General features: G+C 60.9%; 19 protein-coding genes, 1 tRNA gene, 1 rRNA gene and 1 pseudogene. 11 read left to right on the top strand and 11 right to left on the bottom strand.

Annotated features, from left to right (window positions below; all coding sequences use genetic code 11):
* A 16S ribosomal RNA gene (locus Q0R23_RS16850) occupies positions 1-124 on the bottom strand; the annotation flags it as partial.
* Between the two features lie 666 nt (positions 125-790).
* Between Q0R23_RS16850 and Q0R23_RS16845 the strand changes: the two genes are divergently transcribed.
* Together Q0R23_RS16845 and Q0R23_RS16840 are read left to right on the top strand one after the other, a co-directional pair.
* Entirely contained in the window at positions 791-3400 is a 2610-nt protein-coding gene (locus Q0R23_RS16845; protein ID WP_293914871.1) for a DEAD/DEAH box helicase, read from the top strand.
* A 2-nt stretch (positions 3401-3402) separates the two neighbouring features.
* Positions 3403-3756 carry a hypothetical protein gene (locus Q0R23_RS16840; RefSeq protein WP_293914869.1) on the top strand — a complete coding sequence of 118 codons (354 nt, stop codon included), beginning with the start codon at positions 3403-3405 and terminating at the stop codon, positions 3754-3756.
* 96 nt (positions 3757-3852) lie between these two features.
* On the opposite strand, the gene Q0R23_RS16835 is transcribed toward Q0R23_RS16840, so the two are convergent.
* From Q0R23_RS16835 to Q0R23_RS16810, 6 genes are all read right to left on the bottom strand, one after another.
* The gene (locus Q0R23_RS16835) at positions 3853-4305 is read right to left on the bottom strand and encodes a hypothetical protein (RefSeq protein ID WP_293914867.1); all 453 of its coding nucleotides are present in this window, start codon (positions 4303-4305) and stop codon (positions 3853-3855) included.
* A 39-nt stretch (positions 4306-4344) separates the two neighbouring features.
* Positions 4345-5118, bottom strand: coding sequence for a hypothetical protein (locus tag Q0R23_RS16830; RefSeq protein WP_293914865.1), 774 nt, complete (start codon positions 5116-5118; stop codon positions 4345-4347).
* Positions 5115-5624 (bottom strand): cysteine peptidase family C39 domain-containing protein, encoded by a 510-nt coding sequence (locus tag Q0R23_RS16825; RefSeq protein WP_293914863.1) that lies wholly within the window; start codon positions 5622-5624, stop codon positions 5115-5117. The genes Q0R23_RS16830 and Q0R23_RS16825 overlap by 4 nt, the downstream gene beginning before the upstream one ends.
* A 590-nt stretch (positions 5625-6214) precedes the next feature.
* Positions 6215-6802, bottom strand: coding sequence for a hypothetical protein (locus Q0R23_RS16820; protein WP_293914862.1), 588 nt, complete (start codon positions 6800-6802; stop codon positions 6215-6217).
* On the bottom strand, positions 6795-7412 hold the full coding sequence (locus tag Q0R23_RS16815; protein ID WP_293914861.1) for a hypothetical protein: 618 nt from the start codon (positions 7410-7412) through the stop codon (positions 6795-6797). The genes Q0R23_RS16820 and Q0R23_RS16815 overlap by 8 nt, the downstream gene beginning before the upstream one ends.
* 316 nt (positions 7413-7728) lie before the next feature.
* The gene (locus Q0R23_RS16810) at positions 7729-8109 is read right to left on the bottom strand and encodes a hypothetical protein (RefSeq protein ID WP_293914859.1); all 381 of its coding nucleotides are present in this window, start codon (positions 8107-8109) and stop codon (positions 7729-7731) included.
* Between the two features lie 335 nt (positions 8110-8444).
* Between Q0R23_RS16810 and Q0R23_RS16805 the strand changes: the two genes are divergently transcribed.
* The 6 genes and pseudogenes from Q0R23_RS16805 (at position 8445) to nrdR (ending at position 13987) form a co-directional block, all read left to right on the top strand.
* On the top strand, positions 8445-11045 hold the full coding sequence (locus tag Q0R23_RS16805; protein ID WP_293914858.1) for a replicative DNA helicase: 2601 nt from the start codon (positions 8445-8447) through the stop codon (positions 11043-11045).
* 110 nt (positions 11046-11155) lie between these two features.
* A pseudogene (locus Q0R23_RS16800) lies at positions 11156-11803 on the top strand (NUDIX hydrolase); the annotation flags it as partial.
* Between the two features lie 412 nt (positions 11804-12215).
* Positions 12216-12458, top strand: coding sequence for a hypothetical protein (locus Q0R23_RS16795; RefSeq protein WP_293914857.1), 243 nt, complete (start codon positions 12216-12218; stop codon positions 12456-12458).
* 115 nt (positions 12459-12573) lie between these two features.
* Complete coding sequence (locus Q0R23_RS16790) at positions 12574-12789, top strand: hypothetical protein (RefSeq protein WP_293914855.1); 216 nt, start codon at positions 12574-12576, stop codon at positions 12787-12789.
* 48 nt (positions 12790-12837) lie between these two features.
* Entirely contained in the window at positions 12838-13524 is a 687-nt protein-coding gene (locus tag Q0R23_RS16785) for an SDR family NAD(P)-dependent oxidoreductase (RefSeq protein ID WP_293914853.1), read from the top strand.
* A gap of 16 nt (positions 13525-13540) precedes the next feature.
* Complete coding sequence (nrdR, locus tag Q0R23_RS16780; RefSeq protein ID WP_293914851.1) at positions 13541-13987, top strand: transcriptional regulator NrdR; 447 nt, start codon at positions 13541-13543, stop codon at positions 13985-13987.
* Positions 13988-14022: 35 nt separating this feature from the next.
* Here the strand turns inward: nrdR and Q0R23_RS16775 are convergent, their stop codons facing one another.
* Positions 14023-14460, bottom strand: a complete 438-nt coding sequence (locus Q0R23_RS16775) for a hypothetical protein (protein ID WP_293914849.1) — start codon at positions 14458-14460, stop codon at positions 14023-14025.
* Entirely contained in the window at positions 14457-15062 is a 606-nt protein-coding gene (locus tag Q0R23_RS16770; RefSeq protein WP_293914848.1) for a 1-acyl-sn-glycerol-3-phosphate acyltransferase, read from the bottom strand. The genes Q0R23_RS16775 and Q0R23_RS16770 overlap by 4 nt, the downstream gene beginning before the upstream one ends.
* Positions 15063-15125: 63 nt before the next feature.
* On the opposite strand from Q0R23_RS16770, the gene Q0R23_RS16765 reads away from it, so the two are divergent.
* Positions 15126-15356, top strand: coding sequence for a DUF3248 domain-containing protein (locus Q0R23_RS16765; protein WP_293914847.1), 231 nt, complete (start codon positions 15126-15128; stop codon positions 15354-15356).
* 19 nt (positions 15357-15375) lie between these two features.
* Positions 15376-15864, top strand: a complete 489-nt coding sequence (locus Q0R23_RS16760; RefSeq protein ID WP_293914846.1) for a DUF3809 domain-containing protein — start codon at positions 15376-15378, stop codon at positions 15862-15864.
* Here the strand turns inward: Q0R23_RS16760 and Q0R23_RS16755 are convergent.
* The gene (locus Q0R23_RS16755) at positions 15861-16805 is read right to left on the bottom strand and encodes an NUDIX domain-containing protein (protein WP_293914844.1); all 945 of its coding nucleotides are present in this window, start codon (positions 16803-16805) and stop codon (positions 15861-15863) included. The two genes, Q0R23_RS16760 and Q0R23_RS16755, sit on opposite strands and share 4 nt — an antisense overlap.
* A 104-nt stretch (positions 16806-16909) precedes the next feature.
* On the opposite strand from Q0R23_RS16755, the gene Q0R23_RS16750 reads away from it, so the two are divergent.
* On the top strand, positions 16910-18193 hold the full coding sequence (locus Q0R23_RS16750) for an aminotransferase class I/II-fold pyridoxal phosphate-dependent enzyme (RefSeq protein WP_293914842.1): 1284 nt from the start codon (positions 16910-16912) through the stop codon (positions 18191-18193).
* 319 nt (positions 18194-18512) lie between these two features.
* Here Q0R23_RS16750 and Q0R23_RS16745 read toward each other — a convergent pair.
* Positions 18513-18588 (bottom strand) — tRNA-Gly (locus tag Q0R23_RS16745).
* Positions 18589-18650: the final 62 nt, after the last annotated feature.

Genomic DNA, 18650 nt, shown 5'->3' with positions numbered 1-18650 from the left:
GTAGGTCAGTTACGCGTTACTCACCCGTGCGCCACTACCAGAAGCAAGCTTCTGGCCGTTCGACTTGCATGTCTTAAGCACGCCGCCAGCGTTCACCCTGAGCCAGGATCAAACTCTCCATGTATTGGATTCAACATCATCCGAAGATGAACATTGACTGTTTGCCTTGCCAGTTTCGCAATGGCTTTGAAGTCCGTAGACTTCGTGTTTTGGTTCCGAAGAACCGTTTGTTTGCACCGGGCGGCTAAGGCCCGCTGCGGTCACAAGTCAGGAGCCATTTCCGGGGGGAAAAGACCGCTTGCATCGCCCTGTCGGGCGACCCTGCTCTCTCACTCATCTCGTCTGTCATGCGTCCCGCCTCGTTGGAGGCTCAGAAACAATACAGCGGCGCCTTTGATCTGTCAAGCCCTGGCGACAGCGGCGGAATTTGCCGCTCTAGAAATGGTTTTTTCGGTTTGGGGAAAGGGGAGCGCAACGGGATTTGGCGACTTGAGAAGAGGCGTAAATTCTGGGGCGCAACCTGAAGTTAGAGGAACAAGGTAGCCTTGGTCCCGTCGGCATCGAGTGGCAAGGAGTTGGAGTAGCACTGAGTCGGGGTGGTAAGGGCCTGGGGCAACTCACCCCCCACCCGCTGCCCCCCCGAAGAGGGAGCCGAGAGACGGCGCTACACGGGCAGTTGCAGTCGCACGTCGTCCGGCTCGCCTCCAGACCGCCCACCACCTCTCCCCTGCCACACGTCCACTGTGAGCAGGTCGCCCCGGCGCCGCAACGCACGCCCTACACTGTCTACATGCCCGTGCTGACGCCTTCCTTTCTTACGCTGGAGGCGTTTTTACGCGATATTCTGGGCGGCAGCGCGGCCCTGCTGCACGAGGAGCAGCCTGAACCTGCTAACGCCGTGCCGGTGGGCTCGCTGGGCTGGTCAAGGGCGTTGCAAGAGGGTTTTGGCTTCGGTGAGGTCTACAGCCACCAGGCCGAGACGTACACGCGGCTCAAGGCGGGCGAGCACGTCATCGTGACGACGCCGACGGCCAGCGGCAAGACCGGGGCCTTCTTCCCGGCGGTGTTCGAGGCGCTGGAGAATGACCCCGCCGCCACCGCCCTGCTGGTCTATCCGCTGGTGGCGCTGGGCCAGGATCAGCGCGAGAAGTTGATGGCCTTTCGGGAGCGCGGCGGTTACCCCTGGGAGGTGGCCTCGTTTCAGGGGGGCGCCCAGCCGGAGGCGGTGTTCACGCCCGGCGTGCGGATGGTGACGGCCACGCCCGACAAGCTCCACTGGAGCCTGACGAATCCGAAGATGCGGGCCTTCCTGAGCACGCTCAGATTCATCGTGCTGGACGAGGCCCATACCTACAGAGGGGGGTTTGGCAGCGAGGTCGCCGGGATGCTCAGGCGCCTGCTGGATCTCTCGCGGGCGCTGGGCGGGCAGCCCCAGGTCGTGCTGAGCACCGCCACCATCGGCAACCCGGCCCAGTTTGCCCGCGAACTGGTCGGCGTGGAGGTCAGCGAGGTGCGCGAGTCCGGCGCGGCGCGGCACGGCAAGCGCTTTTATCTGGCCGACCACAAAGGCCAGCCCCGGCGCTTCTGGGACGCGGTGATGGCTGGCGCGCAGAACCACGACCTCAAGGCGCTGGCCTTCTTCCGAGGGCGAGCGCGGGCGGCGCGGCTGCACGGCACCTACCGGGTCCATCCGCGCTACTCCGGCGCCGCGCACCTCTACATGGCCGGAACCAGTGACCGCGAGGGCCGCCTGAGCGAGTTCCGGCGCACCCACAGCGGCGTGATGTTCGCCACCAACGCGCTGGAGGCGGGCGTGGACATCGGCGACCTGGAGGTGGTGATCGTGGACGGCTACCCCGGCTCGCGGATGGCCTTCCGGCAGATGGCGGGCCGCGCCGGGCGGGTGGCGCCGGGGCTGGTGCTGTATCTGCCCTCGCTGGACGACCGGGGCGTGCCGCTGCCGGTGGACGCCTTCTACAGCAACCAGGGCAACTTCAATCAGCTTCTGACCGGGCCGCTGGAAAAGGCGGTGGTGGAGGCCGACAACCCCTACCTGGCGCCCCGCCACAAGGAACGCGAGCAGGAGGAACGCTTTCACGCCGGACTGGGCGATCAGGGCACGCAGCGCAAATACTGGAACCTGCGCGGCGAGGGCAGCGCCAAGTTCGCCGTCATCGAGGAAAGCGACTGGGACAAATACGGCGGCAAGATGTTCAATGCGCCGCTGGAGAGTCCCAGCCACCATTACGCGCTGGTCGAGCGCCACCCGGAGGCCGTGTTCACACTGGAAGGCGAGGGCTACAAGGTCAAGCGCTGGCAGCCGGGTCCGGACGGCACCGCCATCCTGGTCGAACGTTACGAGGCGCAGCATACCTTCACGCGCGGCCTGCACGCCACCCTCGTGCAGCCCAGAGAGCTGGGCGAGTGGCAAAAGCGCGGCACGCTGGCCTACCGTTTCGGCACCGTCACCATTCAGCGGCAGTACAGCGGCTACACCATGATGCGGGAAGTCTTCGAGCGCTCGTGCAGCAACTGCGAACGCGAGCCGGGCCTCAACGAGCGGACCTGCCGCAGTTGCGGGGGCCGCATTCAGGACAAGATGCAGGCCAACAAGCTCAGCGAGCACCTGTACGAGACGCCGATCCGGGCCGCACCGTTTCAGACCGCCGCGCTGGAACTCGGCATCGACCCCCGCGCCACCGAGCAACCCACCGCCGTGGCGCATACCCTCAAGCACCTGCTGCAAAAACTGATTCCCGAAAAGGTCGCCTGCGACGAGGGCGACCTGGCGGGCGTGTTCCGCGACGGGCACGACACCTACTTCTTCCTGTACGACGACTGGCGCGGCGGTCTGGGTGTGGCGCGGCGGGCTTACGAGCAGCTCGATGACCTGCTGTGGCGCGCGCTGGAGCTGTGCCGCAAAACCTGCTGCCAGAAAGGCTGCTACGAATGCACCTCGGTCAGCCGCTGCTTCTCGCCGTTTTTGCCGAGCGGCGAGCGGCGCCCCACCGACAAGGCTGCCACCCGCGCCTACCTCGAAGCGCTGCTGGGCGCCGATCCAGTGGCCGTCCCCGCGCTGGCCGAGGCGCCGTTCATGGCCGAGCCCGCCGCCGCCGCCGAGATCGTCAATACGTCGTGGGCGGTCCAGGCGCGGGAACTGCTCGACCTGCACGGCCTATCCTTGCCGGAAGTCAGCGCCAGACTGGGCATTCCGAGCCGCGATATCCAGCGGGCGGTGGCCAAGACTCAACCGCTCAAATTGCGGCACGCCAAGTTCGGCGACGGCGCCTTCGTGCAGGGCTTTTACCAGGGCGAGAAGCGCGAGGTGCTGGTGTACTTCCCCGGCGTGGGGCAAAAGCGGCTGATTCTGAAATACGCCGGGCTGGTGGTGGTGGAGTGAGCGTGTTTGAATTCGGAGACCGGGCGCGAGCCTGGACGGTGCTCAAGCAGACCGTCGCAGCGGCTGACCTTGCCCGCCTGACGCTGCTGATCGACAAAGATACGAACAAATTCTGGAGAAAACTGCTGGCGGGTAACGTCTTCAAGTCAGATCTGAACGTGCAGACACTCAAGCCTCAAGACTATCAGCGCGACTTCAAACCTTTGTGGTTTGTCACTGACGATCCAAGTCATCAAGAATTAAGCTTGGCAGGCGTGAGCAAAGGCTACCTTTACCTGTTTGTGGGCGACAATGAGATCGTTTATTCGTTTGAGGCGAGATCGCTAACTGTCATCAAGTTAGAAGCGAGCGTCTGATCTCTACCAGGGTAAGTAGCGCGAGGTGCCGGTGCACTTCCCCAGCGTGGGTCAAAAGCGGCTGATCTTGAAGTATGCAGTGGTGGCGGAGTGAAGCTAACCGTTCTCAATCAATATGTATGACTTCGACAACCTCAAAACCATCAAGTTGATGTTCTCGACAAGAGCGAATAAAAGACCAAGACGTTCGCCATCCACGCCAAACTCGTCGTAGTCGTTGAGCAGATCCAAAACTCTATCCTGCTGTGAAAATTCAAAGGTTACGTCTAAATTTATTGCTACGTCGTCAAGAATGTTGTGCACATCCAGAAAATGATTTTTTGCAGTTTTATCCACCTTGTGCAAACACCTAGACAGCTCCAGTATACAACTGTCAATGATAATTTCGCTCGGTTCGATTGATTCACCTTGAAAATGTTCGCTGGCCAATCCAATATTCTCAAAAACGAGAAGCGTCGCGTTTTCAGTCGCAACAAAATTGACATCAGCGATCTCCCACACGAAATAGCCACTCAGCAGCTCATGATCGATCTGAACGGCATATTTCATGACACCATACTAACCGAGCTGCGTTTTACTTTCTGAACTTCACCGCCGAAATACATACCCCACACTCAACCGGGGACTCGCCGCGCTGCCCAGCACATTCACATCCGCCGAGGCCCGCAGGTACTGGCGCTCGTCGAGCTTGTAGCTGAGGCTGGCGCCGATGCTGGTTGACGGCAACACGATCCTGGCAATGGTCCAGTTCTGGGTCACCTCGCCGCGCAGGGTGAAACTCTCGTTGACGGCAAAACCCACGCCCAGGCCAGCCGCAATAGTGGTCGAGGCCAACCGCTCGCCCTGGCCTGCCTGATACGCCGCGCTCAGCGAGCCGTCCACGATCAACGGGTCGCGCAGCAGCGAGGCCGACAATCCCAGCCCGGCGCCGAACGGTTGACCCAGCAGCGGCAGGGTCGCCTCGGCGCTGATCGTCGGATCATACGCGCCGCCGAAACGGTATTGAGCGCCCAGCGTCGGCGCCGCCAGGTTGAAGGTCTGCGTGCCGGAGGCGCCGCCCTCGTTCAGTTGCTGATTCAGATTCGCCGAGAAACGGCCCCGTCCGAACACGCTGAAGGCGCTGCTGACGTTGTAGGTGCCGCTCAGGCTCAGGCCCAGCCCGTTCGAGGTGGACGTTTCATCCGGCGAAGAAAACACGTCCGGCGCGTAATCGAAGTTGGCGCTGACGCTGAAGCCGCCCGGCCCCTCGGTGGGGCGCACCAGCGGGTCAATCGGCTGAAACGAGGAGGTCGGCGCCGTGGACTGGGCGCTGGCGCACCCGAAGACGCTGAGAACCAAACCCACAGCAAAGTGGCTTTTCATAGGCCCGACTTTAACCGGGTTCGCCGCTCACGGTAAGCGGCCAATACTTTAGCAACCTGAGCTTTGGCGCTCGCCTCCTGCACTTTGCTCGGCGCAGGCACCAGCACGACCCCGTTCCAGGCGTCCAGAAACTGCCGCATCGGCTGCACCTTGAAGCCCCAAGACGGGTCGGCAGTCAACACACTGTCGCCCTCAATGCCGATGACAACGGTGAAGTGGTCCTCGGGCTGCACCACGTTGGCAAGGATCGGCAGACCGCTTTTCAACATCTCGCGTAGGGCGTCAGGAGTGAGCTTGTAGCCGGTGGCGTCCATGCCTTTAGTGCGGCTGGCATTGCGGAGCGAGAGAAGCGTTACGCCGTCGTTGGCATTCTTGCCCCGGCTCGCCAGGTCATTGACCGTCAGGGTAGTGAATTCTTGTTCGGACACCGGAGCGCCGTAATAGTAGGTGAAGAGGGTTGCCAGGGCGGCGGGGCCACAGGTATACCAGGTGGTCTGACCAATCACTGATGAGTACCGCAGGCCGCGATAACTATTTTCGGCCCCAGAACAAGATAGAGCCAAAAAGCATGTTATTAAACTCACAATCTTAAATATTGACTGATTGGGACGCATCGGACTCCCTATAACCCTTTAACCTCTATTATACCTTTTCCGTTAAAGGATTAACAGTGATATCTCAGTTTCACACTATCGAAAAAGCACTTGTTAAAGATAGCAATGTAAATCCTTGTCTGATGTAGAAATTAGAGAACAGCATCTCATTTCGAAGAGGTTTATGGTTGACGCCGTGACTTAATAGTTTTCAACGCATAAGCCAGTGCATAACCAAACATGGAAGATAGGAGCAAATCAATGACGCAGCTCAAGACTGACAGGGGTTTTTTGTTTATAAGGGTCTCTGTTATTATAAAATAGAATGCAAAGAACGAAAGGGACATAATTACAGCATAGCTATGGTAATTCCATCTCATTTTCTACCCCCTGATCTACTGAGATAAGCGCTGAAGACAATAATAAACTTTGAAGTATAATTGAATAGGACTTAATATTGTTGGATTTAATTAGGCAAATTGCCATGCAAGCAAAACATCGTTTCAAGGCTCCGGTAAAACAGCCCCTAAGACAGCAGCTTCTCCAGCACCAGTAAGAATAGCTTTAATTGCTCCCCTACCACTAGCATCTGAATGACCAGTAAAAGTCCCGATGACGGCATCAATACCGTAATGGAGTGCAGCAACAGTCGCTCCGCCAAAAAACCCGAGAGCTGCACCAATCACACCTTTACCCTGCACACCATCTAACTCCTCATCTGATAAAATAACCGCATTGCCCAATACTTTTACAGGTTGGGATTTTCTAGAAGCTTTGAAGACAGTATCCACTTTTCCGTCAACGGACACACCTGCAACACTGTAACCAAAGGCGGTATCGGCAGCATGTGCCGTAATTGGAATCATCATCAAGCCCAACACCATCAAAACTCTAAATCTTTTCATAAAAGAAGTATACATTCGAGTTCCTAAGACTAATGAGCAAGAGCCTTTATATTTTTCATTAACACCTAACATGATTTTACGCCCAGAGCATACAAGCACTGAAGTCGAACCATCACTCGCCGCCTGTGCCGTCACCGGGGCCAACAATAGGCCAACTAACATGAACGCTCTGAAGTTCTTAGGCATATTCCTCCACTTTCTCAACGAAGCCATCTATCGAGAAAAATCTATACTGGTAGCTCAAGGCAAGGTACTCTATTAAGTCAGGTCTAGCTTCAGTCAACTCGGCACATTTAATTTTTTCCAAAGATTTGAGATCTCCGTCACAAGAGTCGGCAGTAATCCACCAGCCGGACAAATTTTCAGGGGACTCGTATCTGATGCCTTGACATACTTCACCGGACAACACTCCCGGCGAAATGACAACAAGCTGATGGAACGCTGGCGGGCTAAATCGGCTCCCAGCTTTGTCACACAATCTTTTCTGCGAAACAAATGCGTTTAAAATATCTGCAACACTGTTACGAGTGTTAATCCCGTTGGGTGCGAACTCATGCACCTCCAGAAATTCTTTTACTCTCACAAGTATGAATGGCCAATATCCGTACTGTTTGATATCTTTTGGATCAGGAGGGCTGTTAGGCAAAGTCTTGATAATATTATTGATCATTTCAATTGCTTCTTCTATGAAATCCGGTCTTACGTCCGACATCCGTAATTCGTATTCGAATTTTTCACTCAAATTTTGCGTTGCTAAGCTACCAGAATCGAAAACCACCTCGTAGTTGTCGTTCACAACACCAACCTCCGGTTACACTAGTCGTCCGCACAAAAGGTTAACACTAAGGATTTTTAAACCAAATTTCCGGCTTAATAAGAAATATAACCCTCGTGGTTTAGGGCTTTCTCGTTTTCGCTCCGTTCACATCTCCACCCTGCCGTCTACTACAGCTAGAACAGTGCGGGTACAACTGCTGTGGCTTGCCAGAAGGATTGAGTGCATTGGGAGGCTGGTGATCCGGAATAAAATTGCCAGCTTTGGTGCCTGGTGTTTTGGTACCACATGTATGGCAACCAGTGTTGCCGCCAATATCATTAATTTGCTTACGCTCTTACGGGGTGAAATCTCTACCAGGGCCACGTGCAGGAATGGAGCCTCCAGCATGGTTCCCAGGTGCCAAAGTATCTCCCTTGGCGGTATCCACCGTCGAACTACCACCATCGCTCGTCACGGCGTTATAGACGGCCACGCCACCAGCGAGAACGAGAGCAACGGCTCCAACGGCCAGCGCGGCTTCTGCAACGCCAGGGATGAGTAGAAAGGGTGTCGCCGCCAGCTCATACGGCTCACCCTTCCCATGCGCCTTATCCATTTCAGCGTCGCTCAACACGGTACTGCCCGGAGTGGACACACGGCTACCCACACTGGCCGCCTGTGCCGTCACCGGGGTCAGCAGCAAGCCAGCCATCAACCAGACTCTTAAATTCTTCATGCTCAAAGCCTACGTCCAGACGCATTACAAATGTGAGCAGCCAAGCTTATGTTTTCAACATACACTTAATTATGTCTTACGTCCTACACATATCTATTTCGACGTTGAACGATCACTTGCCACGTCACCCCCTCTCCAGCTTGGTATGATCTCTCTCAGGTCAACGCGCTGGGGAACATCCTCACGCCAGACGGGGCCTCACACCCCACAGATCAATACATCCGCTTACACGACGCCACCCACCACAGGTCAGGGCGACTCCGTGTAAGCGCGTGCCTGCTCACGCCGCAGCAGGCAGAAAGGCTACGCATGCAGCACTCACTGATGGCAACACAATGGAACTGACCCCCCGCGTTCCACCTCACAACAACGACGCCGAGATCAGCGTGCTGGGCAGCATTCTGCTGGAAAACGACGTGATGAGTCAGCTCGGCGACACGGTGGCGCCGGAGATGTTTTACCGCGAGGGCCACCGCAAGATTTTCGCCGCCATGCAGGGCCTTCAGGAGCGCGGCGAGCCGGTGGACCTGGTGACCCTCAGCGACGAGCTGACCAAGCGCGGCAGCCTGGACGACGTGGGCGGCCTGACCTACCTGATCGGTTTATCGGACCAGGTGCCGACCTCCGCCTACGCCGAGCACTACGCCCGGCTGGTGCAGGAGAAGTACACGCTGCGCCAGCTCATCTCGGCCAGCGCTCAGGCCATGAAGCTGGCCTACGACGGTCAACTGCCGCTCGAAGACCTGCTCGACAAGGCCGAGAAGATGATCTTCGAGGTCGCCGAGCACAAGAAGAAGGGCGAGCAGTACCAGGCCATGAGCGAGGTCGTCCACGACACCTTCGAGTACATCACGCTGCTGCACAGCAACAAAGGCATTCCCGACGGCGTGGCGACGGGCTTTCGTGACCTCGACGAGCAGATTTCGGGCTTGCAGAAGGGCAGCCTGAACGTGCTGGCGGCCAGGCCGAGTATGGGAAAAACCGCCTTCGCCCTCTCCATCGCCCAGAACGTTGCCCTGCGCGGCGAAAAAACGGTGGCGGTCTTCAGTCTGGAGATGCCCAGCGTGCAGCTCGCCCTGCGGATGCTGTGCAACGAGGCGCGGGTCGATATGAACCGCATCCGCAGCGGGCAGCTCAACGAGCGCGATTTCGAGCGGCTGGCCCACGCCGCCGGGCGACTGGCCGAGGCCCCGATGGTCATCGACGACGAGCCGGATTTGACCGTCAATGCCCTGCGCAGCAAGCTCCGGCGCATCCAGGCGCAGTACGGCAACCTGGGCCTGGTGGTCATCGATTATTTGCAGCTCATGTCGGGCAGCAAAGGCAACAGCGGGGGCAACGAGAACCGTCAACAGGAAATCAGCCTGATTTCGCGCAATCTGAAAAGTATTGCCCGCGAACTGGAAGTGCCGGTGATGGTGCTCTCGCAACTCTCGCGTGCCGTAGAGCAGAGGCCCAATCACAGGCCGATGCTGAGCGATCTCCGCGAATGCGTGACCGGCGAGACGCTGGTGAATCTGGCCGATGGACGCCGCGTACCTATCGCCGAACTGGTTGGACAGACGCCGCAAGTCCTGGCAATGAGTGAAAGCGCTCAGATTATTCCTGCGCAGAGCGATCTGATCTGGGAAGTCGGCGTCAGGCCCGTGTACGAAGTCAAAACGCGCAGTGGGCGTAAGCTGCGGGCCACCGGAAAGCACCGGGTCTACCAGCTCGGCGGCTGGACCACCGTCGCGGAACTCAAGGCTGGAGACCGGCTGGCGCTGGCTCGCCGCCTGCCGGAAGCGGCGCCCGATCTGGACCTGCTGGCCCGCTGGCCGGAGGAACGCCTGGCCCTGCTCGGCCAACTGATCGGCGACGGCAGCTATCTCAAGGGTCAGCCGCTGCGCTACACCACCGCCTCCGAGGACAACAGCAAGCTGGTGACAGAGGCCGCCGAGCGCTTCGGCTCCAGCGTGCGGCGGATCAAGGGGCGCGGCAGTTGGCATCAACTGGTGATCGGCAACAACGGCAACCGCTGGGCGGCGCGCGGCGTTGGCGCCTGGCTCAAGGCTCTTGAGCTGTTTAACCAACGCTCTGCCGAGAAACGCCTGTCCGCCGAGGTCTTCAGCTTGCCAGCACAGCGCATCGGTGTGTTGCTGCGTCACCTGTGGGCCACCGACGGCTGCATTCATGTTCGCAGTGAAGGGGGCAGCTCACGGATCTATTTCGCCTCGTGCAGCGAGGGCTTGGTGCGCGACATCGCTGGCCTGCTCCTGCGGCTGGAGATCATAGGCCAGGTGCGCCAGGGCGACAACATCTGGACGGTGGACGTGTCCGGCTCGGCGGATCAGCTCGCCTTTCTGGACCGGGTAGGCGCTTTCGGGCCGCGCCTGGAAGCCGCCACACGGTTACGAGAACAGTTGCTCGGCAAAGTCGTCAATACCAATGTGGATACGCTGCCCAGGGAGGTCTTCGCTCAGATCAAGGCCCGTATGAGCACACGCGGCATTTCACAGCGGCAGATGGCGGCGCTACGCGGCACGTCGTATGGCGGCGCGGCCCATTTCAACTTCGCGCCGTCAAGGACCGTGGTTCAAGACTACGCCGAATGTCTAGAAGACGAGGCGCTGAGTGTCCTGGCCAGGAACGACCTCTACTGGGACGAGGTGCTCAGCGTCACTCCAGCAGGCGAGCAAACGGTATACGACCTGACCGTACCTGGCCCCGCATCCTGGCTGGCCGATGGCCTGATCAATCACAACTCAGGCGCCATTGAACAGGACGCCGACATCGTCATGTTCATCTACCGCGACGAGTATTACAACAAGGAGACCGATCAGCAGGGCATCGCCGAGATCATTATCGGCAAGCAGCGCAACGGCCCGGTCGGCACCGTCAAGCTGCAATTTCACAGCTCCCACGTCCGTTTCAACGATCTGGCAGGAGAAGCCTGATGCCCAGCAAAGAACCGAGGGGCAGCGCTTCCCCCGCCACCGCCAAGGCTGAGAATTCATCCAGTGGCAACCCAGCTATTATCAACCCAGGCACCGCCAACCCAGGCACTATCAACCCAGCTACGGCCAACCCGGCCCGCCGTCGTCGCCGCCGCCGCCGGAGCGATACGCCGGGCCAATCATCTGGGGGCCAGTCATCTGGGGGCCAGTCATCCGGCCAGGCGTCCAACGGACAACCCAGATCTGAAATCCAGGCGCCCACGCCCGCGCCACCCTCGCGGGGCCGCAACAAGCGCCCGCTGGCCGAGCCGCGCATCGGGGTGGGCTGCATCGTGCTGCGCGGCGACGAGGTGCTATTGGTGCGCGAACGGGGCCGCTGGAGTTTGCCCAAAGGCGGCCTGGAAGTCGGTGAGCTGGTGCAGGACGGCGCGCGCCGTGAGACCTACGAGGAGACCGGGCTGATCGTCGAGCTGCGCGAACTGGCCTTCATGGTCGAATTTCAGGCCGAAACCTGGGGGCATCATATTCAGTTTTTCTACGTCGGGCGCGAGGTCGGTGGTACACTGGGTCCCCGCGACCCGGACCGCGAGGTGCAGGAAGCCAAGTTCATCCCGGTTCGCCAGCTCCGCGAGTACCTGCGCTTCCGCCCCCGCCTGGTGGCGCTGGAAAGCTGGTTGCGCGACCGGCGCCCCAGGCACTTCGTCTTCAACCTCGACAAAGAACCGGCCATGCTCCGCAAACGCAGCCGGGTCGGCGAGGAGCACAGAGCCGATGAGCACGGCAGGACCGAGACTTTGGAGACACCCACTCATCCGGGCACGCCCCAGATTCGGTCTGCCCAGCTCTCAGAGCGCAGTAGCAACCGGGCCGGGCGCAGCCGACCTGGCCACTCCAGAGCCACCGAGCACACGCCGGACTCGCTGGAGCGCCTGACCTTCGGGCCCGGTACCTTTGAAGCCGACCTGTTTGAAGCGGACACCGACGAATTGCCGTAGTGGGGCGTGAACCATCCCGGCTCAGGCAGGCAAGAGCGGTTACCGGCGGTTGGGTTCATGAACAGCCTGTGTTGAGCGCTGGACTGTGTTAAACATGACTGCGCTGTGTGAATCGACTGAAGGTATCGACCGGAGGTATTCACCAAAGCATGTGGTTACTGAAGTGAGGAGTGGTATGAAAAGCGAGTTTGAGGCAGTGCTGAAAGACGGACGGGCCATCTGGACCGAGGAACGCGACATTCTGGGCCTGGCGGGCTTTTTGCGCAACGAACTGGACGTGCCGGGTGCCCTCAAAGCGCTGGAAGAGGTCACCGGGGAGCCGGGCAGCAACATTATGGCGATTGCCAACTGGATTTATTTCGGTGGCCGCCAGAGCGACGCCGAGATTCTGCACCGCGTCGGTCACTGGGCCAAGTGAGCCGAATCGACAGACCAACCTGACCAGCAGCACACCGAAAAGACTGGTTTTCTGGCGCCCAGTCGGTGAGCGAAGTCACATCATGACCAACCTGCTACTCTGCTATTATCGTAATATGAAGTATAGATTATGTAAGCAAGAGTTACCGGACAGCGGGCGTGGCTACGTCCTGGTCTGCCCCGGTTGCGGCGGTGAGGTGAGGCTGCATGACCTCCGGGGCGGCGACCAGGGCTACTGGTGTGAACGCTGCCAGACCGGCCAGCGCATCGGCGAACTGACCTCGGAGGCGCTGAGACCCGTGGAAAACGAGGGAGTGGGTCGCAGCCCCTGAGCCGTTCCCACATGCCACACGCCCTCTCCATCAGCGTATTCTTGCGCAATGGAGCCTAGACGCCTGCAAGGTCAGATTATCGCCGTGACGGGCGGCGACCAGGGCTATGGCCGGGCCATCAGCAGCACGCTGGCGCGGGCCGGAGCCAGCGTCGTGCTGATCGGGGTCAATTCCGAGACGCTGGCCGCCTACGCCAGCAAAATCGAACTCGCGGGCGGCACCGCCATACCGCTCAAGGCCGACGTGGGCGTGCCGCTCGACTGGATGAGCGCCCAGACCCGCATTCTGGAAATCTTCGGGGCGCTGCACGGCATCGTGCATCTGGCTGACCGGCGGGCACACTCGCAGTTCACGCTGCTGAGCGAGGGCGAGTGGATGGAGCTGTTCAACGGCAATGTGAAAAGCAGCGTCGCCATCACCCAGATTTTGCAGCGAAGATTGCCCGGCACCTGGCTGACCATCGTGGGGCCGCATCTGGACGAAGCCGGGCTGCAAGCGTATCCCCAGCGCGGCGCCCTGCGCGGGCTGGTCGAGCACGCCGCCAGCGAGGAATTGCGCCTGAACATGGTGCTGCCCTCCCGCGCCAGCAGCGGCGAGGAGCAAAGCGACCAGCCGCTGGCCGAGGCTGTGCTGAGTTTCGCGCTGCCGGAGTTGCAGCACCTGCGCGGCAACATCGTGAACGTGCCGCTGGCCGCCGTGCCAAGCCGCCGAGAGCGCGATATGGTCAACTGGTAATGGCGTTGATGCGTCCGTGAAATGCCCCTATTGCGGCGCCTCCGACAGCAAGGTGGTCAACTCGCGCTCCAGCGACGACGGCGGAGCGATTCGCCGCCGCCGCGAATGCCTGAGCTGCGCCAGGCGCTTTACCACCTACGAACGCGCCCAGCTCGAACCGCTGATGGTCGTCAAGCGCGGCGGGTTGCGCCAGGCCTTTAACCCCGACAAGCTGCTGCGCGGCCTGAGCCTGGCCAGCGAGAAGCGTCCCATTCCCGAAGCCACCCTGCGGGCCTTCGCCTACGGCTTTGAAGATGAAGTCGGCGCCCCGGAGATTCCCAGCGGTGAGATCGGCAAGCGGGCCATGAATTTTCTAAGACCGCTGGACGACGTGGCGTACATCAGATTCGCCAGCGTGTACAGAGAATTCGACAGCCTGGAGCGGTTTATCGAGGAAATTCAGGGGCTGAAGGACGAGGGGTGAAGGACGAGGGGTGAAGATTGGATTGGTCAATCAACTCAATGATCTAGTGGAATGACTAAATTTTTGCGACCAATCAACGCGAGTACGAGTGAAAATACAAGAGCAGCCGCATTGCCCAAAAGCATTCCAATCTGATATACGTTTTCTACAGACCGACATTCGGGGAAAATAGAACGTGTGCAACTTAGATTTATTCGGTGCCCGATCTTCTGCACAGGATCAAAAAATCGTACTGCAACCGCTTGTCCTGTTGGGATTTCTACGGTCAACCAGTTCCTGTTAGTGTCGGGCTTGTGTTGTACTCTCATGACCAGACCATTCATTTGTTTGCGTTGTGCCGTCAAGTATTTGAGATCTGGGATCGAAAGGTATACAGAGCTAACCGACAATCCCGCGAGGAAAATCCAATTTCCGATGACCTGCGCTTTGGTTATCGGCTTCACCGCCCCTCGTGCTTTGAAAGGTGGGTTCACCCCAACTCCTCTGCCTTCGCCCGGATCGGCGTGGCCTTCTGCGGATGCCTGCCGCCCACGCCCGCGTACACGGCGCGAATCTTCTCGTAGTCGGCCTCCAGGTCGCCGCTGGGCTCCAGGTACGCCAGAACGCCCACGCGCTTGTGCTTCCAGTCGAAGGTGATGAGGGCAATGGGCACGCCCGCATCCTGGGCCATATGGTAAAAACCGCTGCGCCAGGCTTCTCCCCGTTCGCGGGTGCCTTCCGGCGCCAGACCGAGCAGAATTTCAGGTTGCGACTGTATCACCTCCACCACCGCGTCCACGAAGTTGCCGCCCGCCTTGCTGCGGTTGAGCGGCAGGCCGCCCCAGGCCCGCATGAGTGGTCCCAGCAGGCCTTTGAAGAGGCTGTGCTTGGCGACGAATTTCAGCGGTGATCCGGTGGCCCTGGCCCACAGCAGGGCGGGCAGCAGATCCCAGTTGCTGGTGTGCGGATACGCCACACCCACCAGCCGGGGGCCGGGCACGGGCGGCAGCAGCACGGTCCAGCCGAGCAGGCGGAGGGCGGCGGCGGCCAGCGTCGAGCCTGGCGTCGCGGGGCGGCCAAGCCAGCGGGGAGTCATGCGGCGAGTATAAAAGCCTGCGCCGTACCCGGACCTGACAAACCCGGCAAAACCTGCCTTACAATGGCGTCCATGAGCGCCCCTACGCCGAACGCGGAACAACTGGAGCTGCTGGGCGGGCAACTGGTCTGGCGCATCGGCAAGGACGACAGCAGCGACGAGGTGGTCGTCCGGCTGGGCTACGCCTCGGCCACGCCCCGCTTCGCCCACCTGCCCCGGCTGCGCAGCGCCAGCGATGATGACCTTCAGGAAGCACTGGCCAAGAACGCCGTCGTGATCGAGTGGGTGGACTGATCTCTCGTTCGGAGTCAGCGTGATCGTCGAGGCCCACGAGGACTTCAGCGCCCCCACTGCTCTGGCGCCTGAGTTCGCCCTGGCCTTCCTGCGCGACCCCACTCGGCTGCTGTCCAGAGTCAGCTTTCTGCGCGAGGTCGAGGTTTCGGGCCAGGAGGTGCGCGGCGTGCTGGCGGTGCAACTGCCGCTGCTGGGCGAGGTCAGTCTGCCGTTTTTCAGCGTGCTGGAGAACACCGAGCGTGGCGCCCGCCTCACACCTCAACCTATTGAACACCGGCGCGCCTGGCTCGAAGTCGGCGGTGAGGGCAGGCTGGACGCTGAACTGGACGCTGCGGCGCTGGCCTACGCCTTCGTCTTCCGTGCCCACCTGGATACGCCCACCGCCGAGAAATGGGGCGGCGCGGCCTTCGAAAAGATGGTGCAGGCTGCCGCCTCGCGCACCATCGCCCGCGTCGCCCAGGCATTGCCCAGAGCGCTCGCCGAGGCGCTGGCCGTGAAAGCGGGCTAGAGCCGCAGGTTGTCCACAATCAGGCGCCCGCTCAGTTCATTGTCAGGCGGCAGGTCAGCGAGTGCGAACCAGCGGGCTTCGCTGACCTCTTCAAGTTGGAGGCGAAGCGCTCCACCGTCGTACCGGGCCGCAAATAATTGTGAGACGTTATCGATCACGTCGCCGTGCGGATACGTCCAGCGGTACTCCGGGCCGATAAACAGCTTGAGCGGCGTCAACTCGCCCACGTTCAGCCCAGTCTCTTCGCGCAGCTCGCGGCGGGCGGCGTCCTCGAAGGTCTCTCCCAGCTCCATGCTGCCGCCCGGCAGGGTCCACAAACCATTGTCTGTGCGGCGGAGCAGCAGCACCTGCCCGGCCTCGTCGGTCAGGCGGACGTTGGTCCCCGGCGCGAAGAGGGGACGGTGGCCGACCAGCGCTCGCAGCTCACGTAGATGGTCGCCTGCTGGCGGAGGCGGCGACGCTTCGAGGGGCAGCATTGGCAACCCGACTTCTCGCCTCAGCAGCCCCAGGGTCAGCCGGTTGACGTTGGCGCTGATCGGCGGCAGCTCAGTCAGGCCAAACCAACCCAGCGCCAGCGTCTCGCCGGAATCGTCGGGGGCGGCTTGGTCGAGCGCAGCGGCGTCCAGGCGGCCCCGGCACAGGCCACCGACGAAGTACACCTGATCGCCGTTCGGGTAGCGGTGATACAGCTCCGGCCCGCTGACGGCCTGCCAGAAGGTCAGGGGCATATCTAGCCCGGTTTCCTCGTTGAGTTCGCGGCGGGCGGCCTGCTCGAAGGTCTCGCCGGACTCCAGACCGCCGCCGGGCAAGCCCCACAGGCCATCGTCGCCCCGGCGCTGAAGCAGGACCCGGCCCGCTTCGTCGAGGAGCACAGCGCTGGCACCGATGCTGTGCAGCGGGCGAGCACCGACCACGGCGCGGAGTTCGGAGAGATACGACATCCGGTCACTGTAACATCCGGTCCTGTAACGCAGCACCGACAATCCAGCTTACCCGGTGCAGAGGTTTCTACATTTGCCCGGCCCCGGCGCGTTAGCATTCAGCCATGAGCGACGACGCCTCCCGCACCGCCCGGCCCGACCTTCCTGACACCGAGCTGGCCTACGAGACGCTGGCGGTCCACTGCGGCATCGGGCGCGGCACGGGCGTGGGCGTGGGCATTCCCATTCAGCAGATCGCGGCCTACCAGTTTGACAGCCTGGGCGCCGCCGCCGAGGAGTTTCAGCAGGGTACCGGCAGCAGCTACTCGCGCATCCAGAACCCGACGGTCAAGGCGGTCGAGCAGCGCATCAGCGCCCTGGAAGGCGCCGCCGAGACGCTATGTCTGAGCAGCGGCCAGGCGGCCAGCTTCACGGCCATGCTCAGCGCCTGCCGGGCCGGGGACCATATCGTGGCGGTCAGCAGCCTGTTCGGCGGCTCGGCGGGGCTGCTGAGCAATATCTTGCCGCTGATGGGTATTACTGCGAGCATCGTGGCCAACACGCCGGACGCCGTGCTCTCAGCCATGCAGCCGAATACCCGGCTGGTCTGGGCCGAGACCATCGGCAACCCCGCCGCCGACGTGGCCGACATCGGTGCATTAAGTGACATCGCGCACGCCCAGGGCGCCCTGCTGGGTATCGACAACACCTGGGGCGGAGTGGGGCTGCTGTGCCGCCCGCTGGATTTCGGCGCCGACCTGGTGACCCACAGCCTCACCAAATGGGCCGGAGGACACGGCACGGCGATGGGCGGCAGCCTCAGCGTGGGCACGCGCCACGACCTGAGCCGCAACCCTATCTACAGTGAGGGCAGTCCAAGCCTGCTGGAAACGCGGGGCCAATCGGCATTCGCCTGGCGCCAGCGCTGGTTCGGCACCTCGCAACTGGGCATGGTGCTCTCACCGCACAGCGCCTTTCTGATCGCGCAGGGTCTGGAAACCCTGTCGCTGAGACTGGGCCGCGAATCCGAGACGGCGCTGACGCTGGCCCGCTTTCTGGAAGCGCACCCGGCGGTGGGGCCGGTCAATTATCCTGGTCTGGAGAGCAGCCCGCACCACGCGCTCGGCCTACGGTATCTCAGCGGCGGCTTCGGCGCGGTCATGTCCTTCGAGGTGCAGAACCCGGCGGCCTTTCTGGAAGCGCTGGAGATCATCCGTATGGCGCCGAACCTGGGCGACACCCGCACGCTGGCGGTGCATCCCTGGACCACCACCCACGGACGCATGCCAGAGGTCGCCCGCCGCGCCGCTGGCGTGACGCCCCAGAGCATCCGCATGAGCGTGGGCGTGGAGGCCGCCGCCGATCTGCAAGCCGACCTGGCACGGGCGCTGGGACACAGCCGGACCTAGATGCAGGTGCCAGAAGCCGTGGCAGCGCTCTAGAGCAGTACTCCGAATTACGCCACGGGGAAAACAGCCTCCCCGCGCCTCCATTCTGCGTCCTGCTCAGTCAAAACTACTCGCTCCGCTCGGTCATAAAAAAGGTCTTTTTATGACATATGCTCTAAGTTGAGGTCTGCGCCGCTTTGCCTCACCATCGTCTCGCTGAGCACCATAAACCAAACGAAAGCGGCCCGGATGAAGTTCATCCGGGCCGCTTTTCAAAATATGGCGTTCGAGCAGGAATAAAAAAGCCTCCGACTCCGTGGAGCGAGAGACTGGAACCTGCTGGAGCGGGAGACGCGATTCGAACGCGCGACATTTACCTTGGCAAGGTAATGCTCTACCAACTGAGCTACTCCCGCGTAAAACCCCCGCACTGACCGACTCTCCCAGGATGCTGCCATCCAAGTACCATTGGCGCTGC

Origin of the sequence: Deinococcus sp., from assembly GCF_025362455.1 — a bacterium.
Classification (GTDB): Bacteria; Deinococcota; Deinococci; order Deinococcales; family Deinococcaceae; genus Deinococcus.
This window is presented reverse-complemented; position numbering and strand designations above follow the sequence as displayed.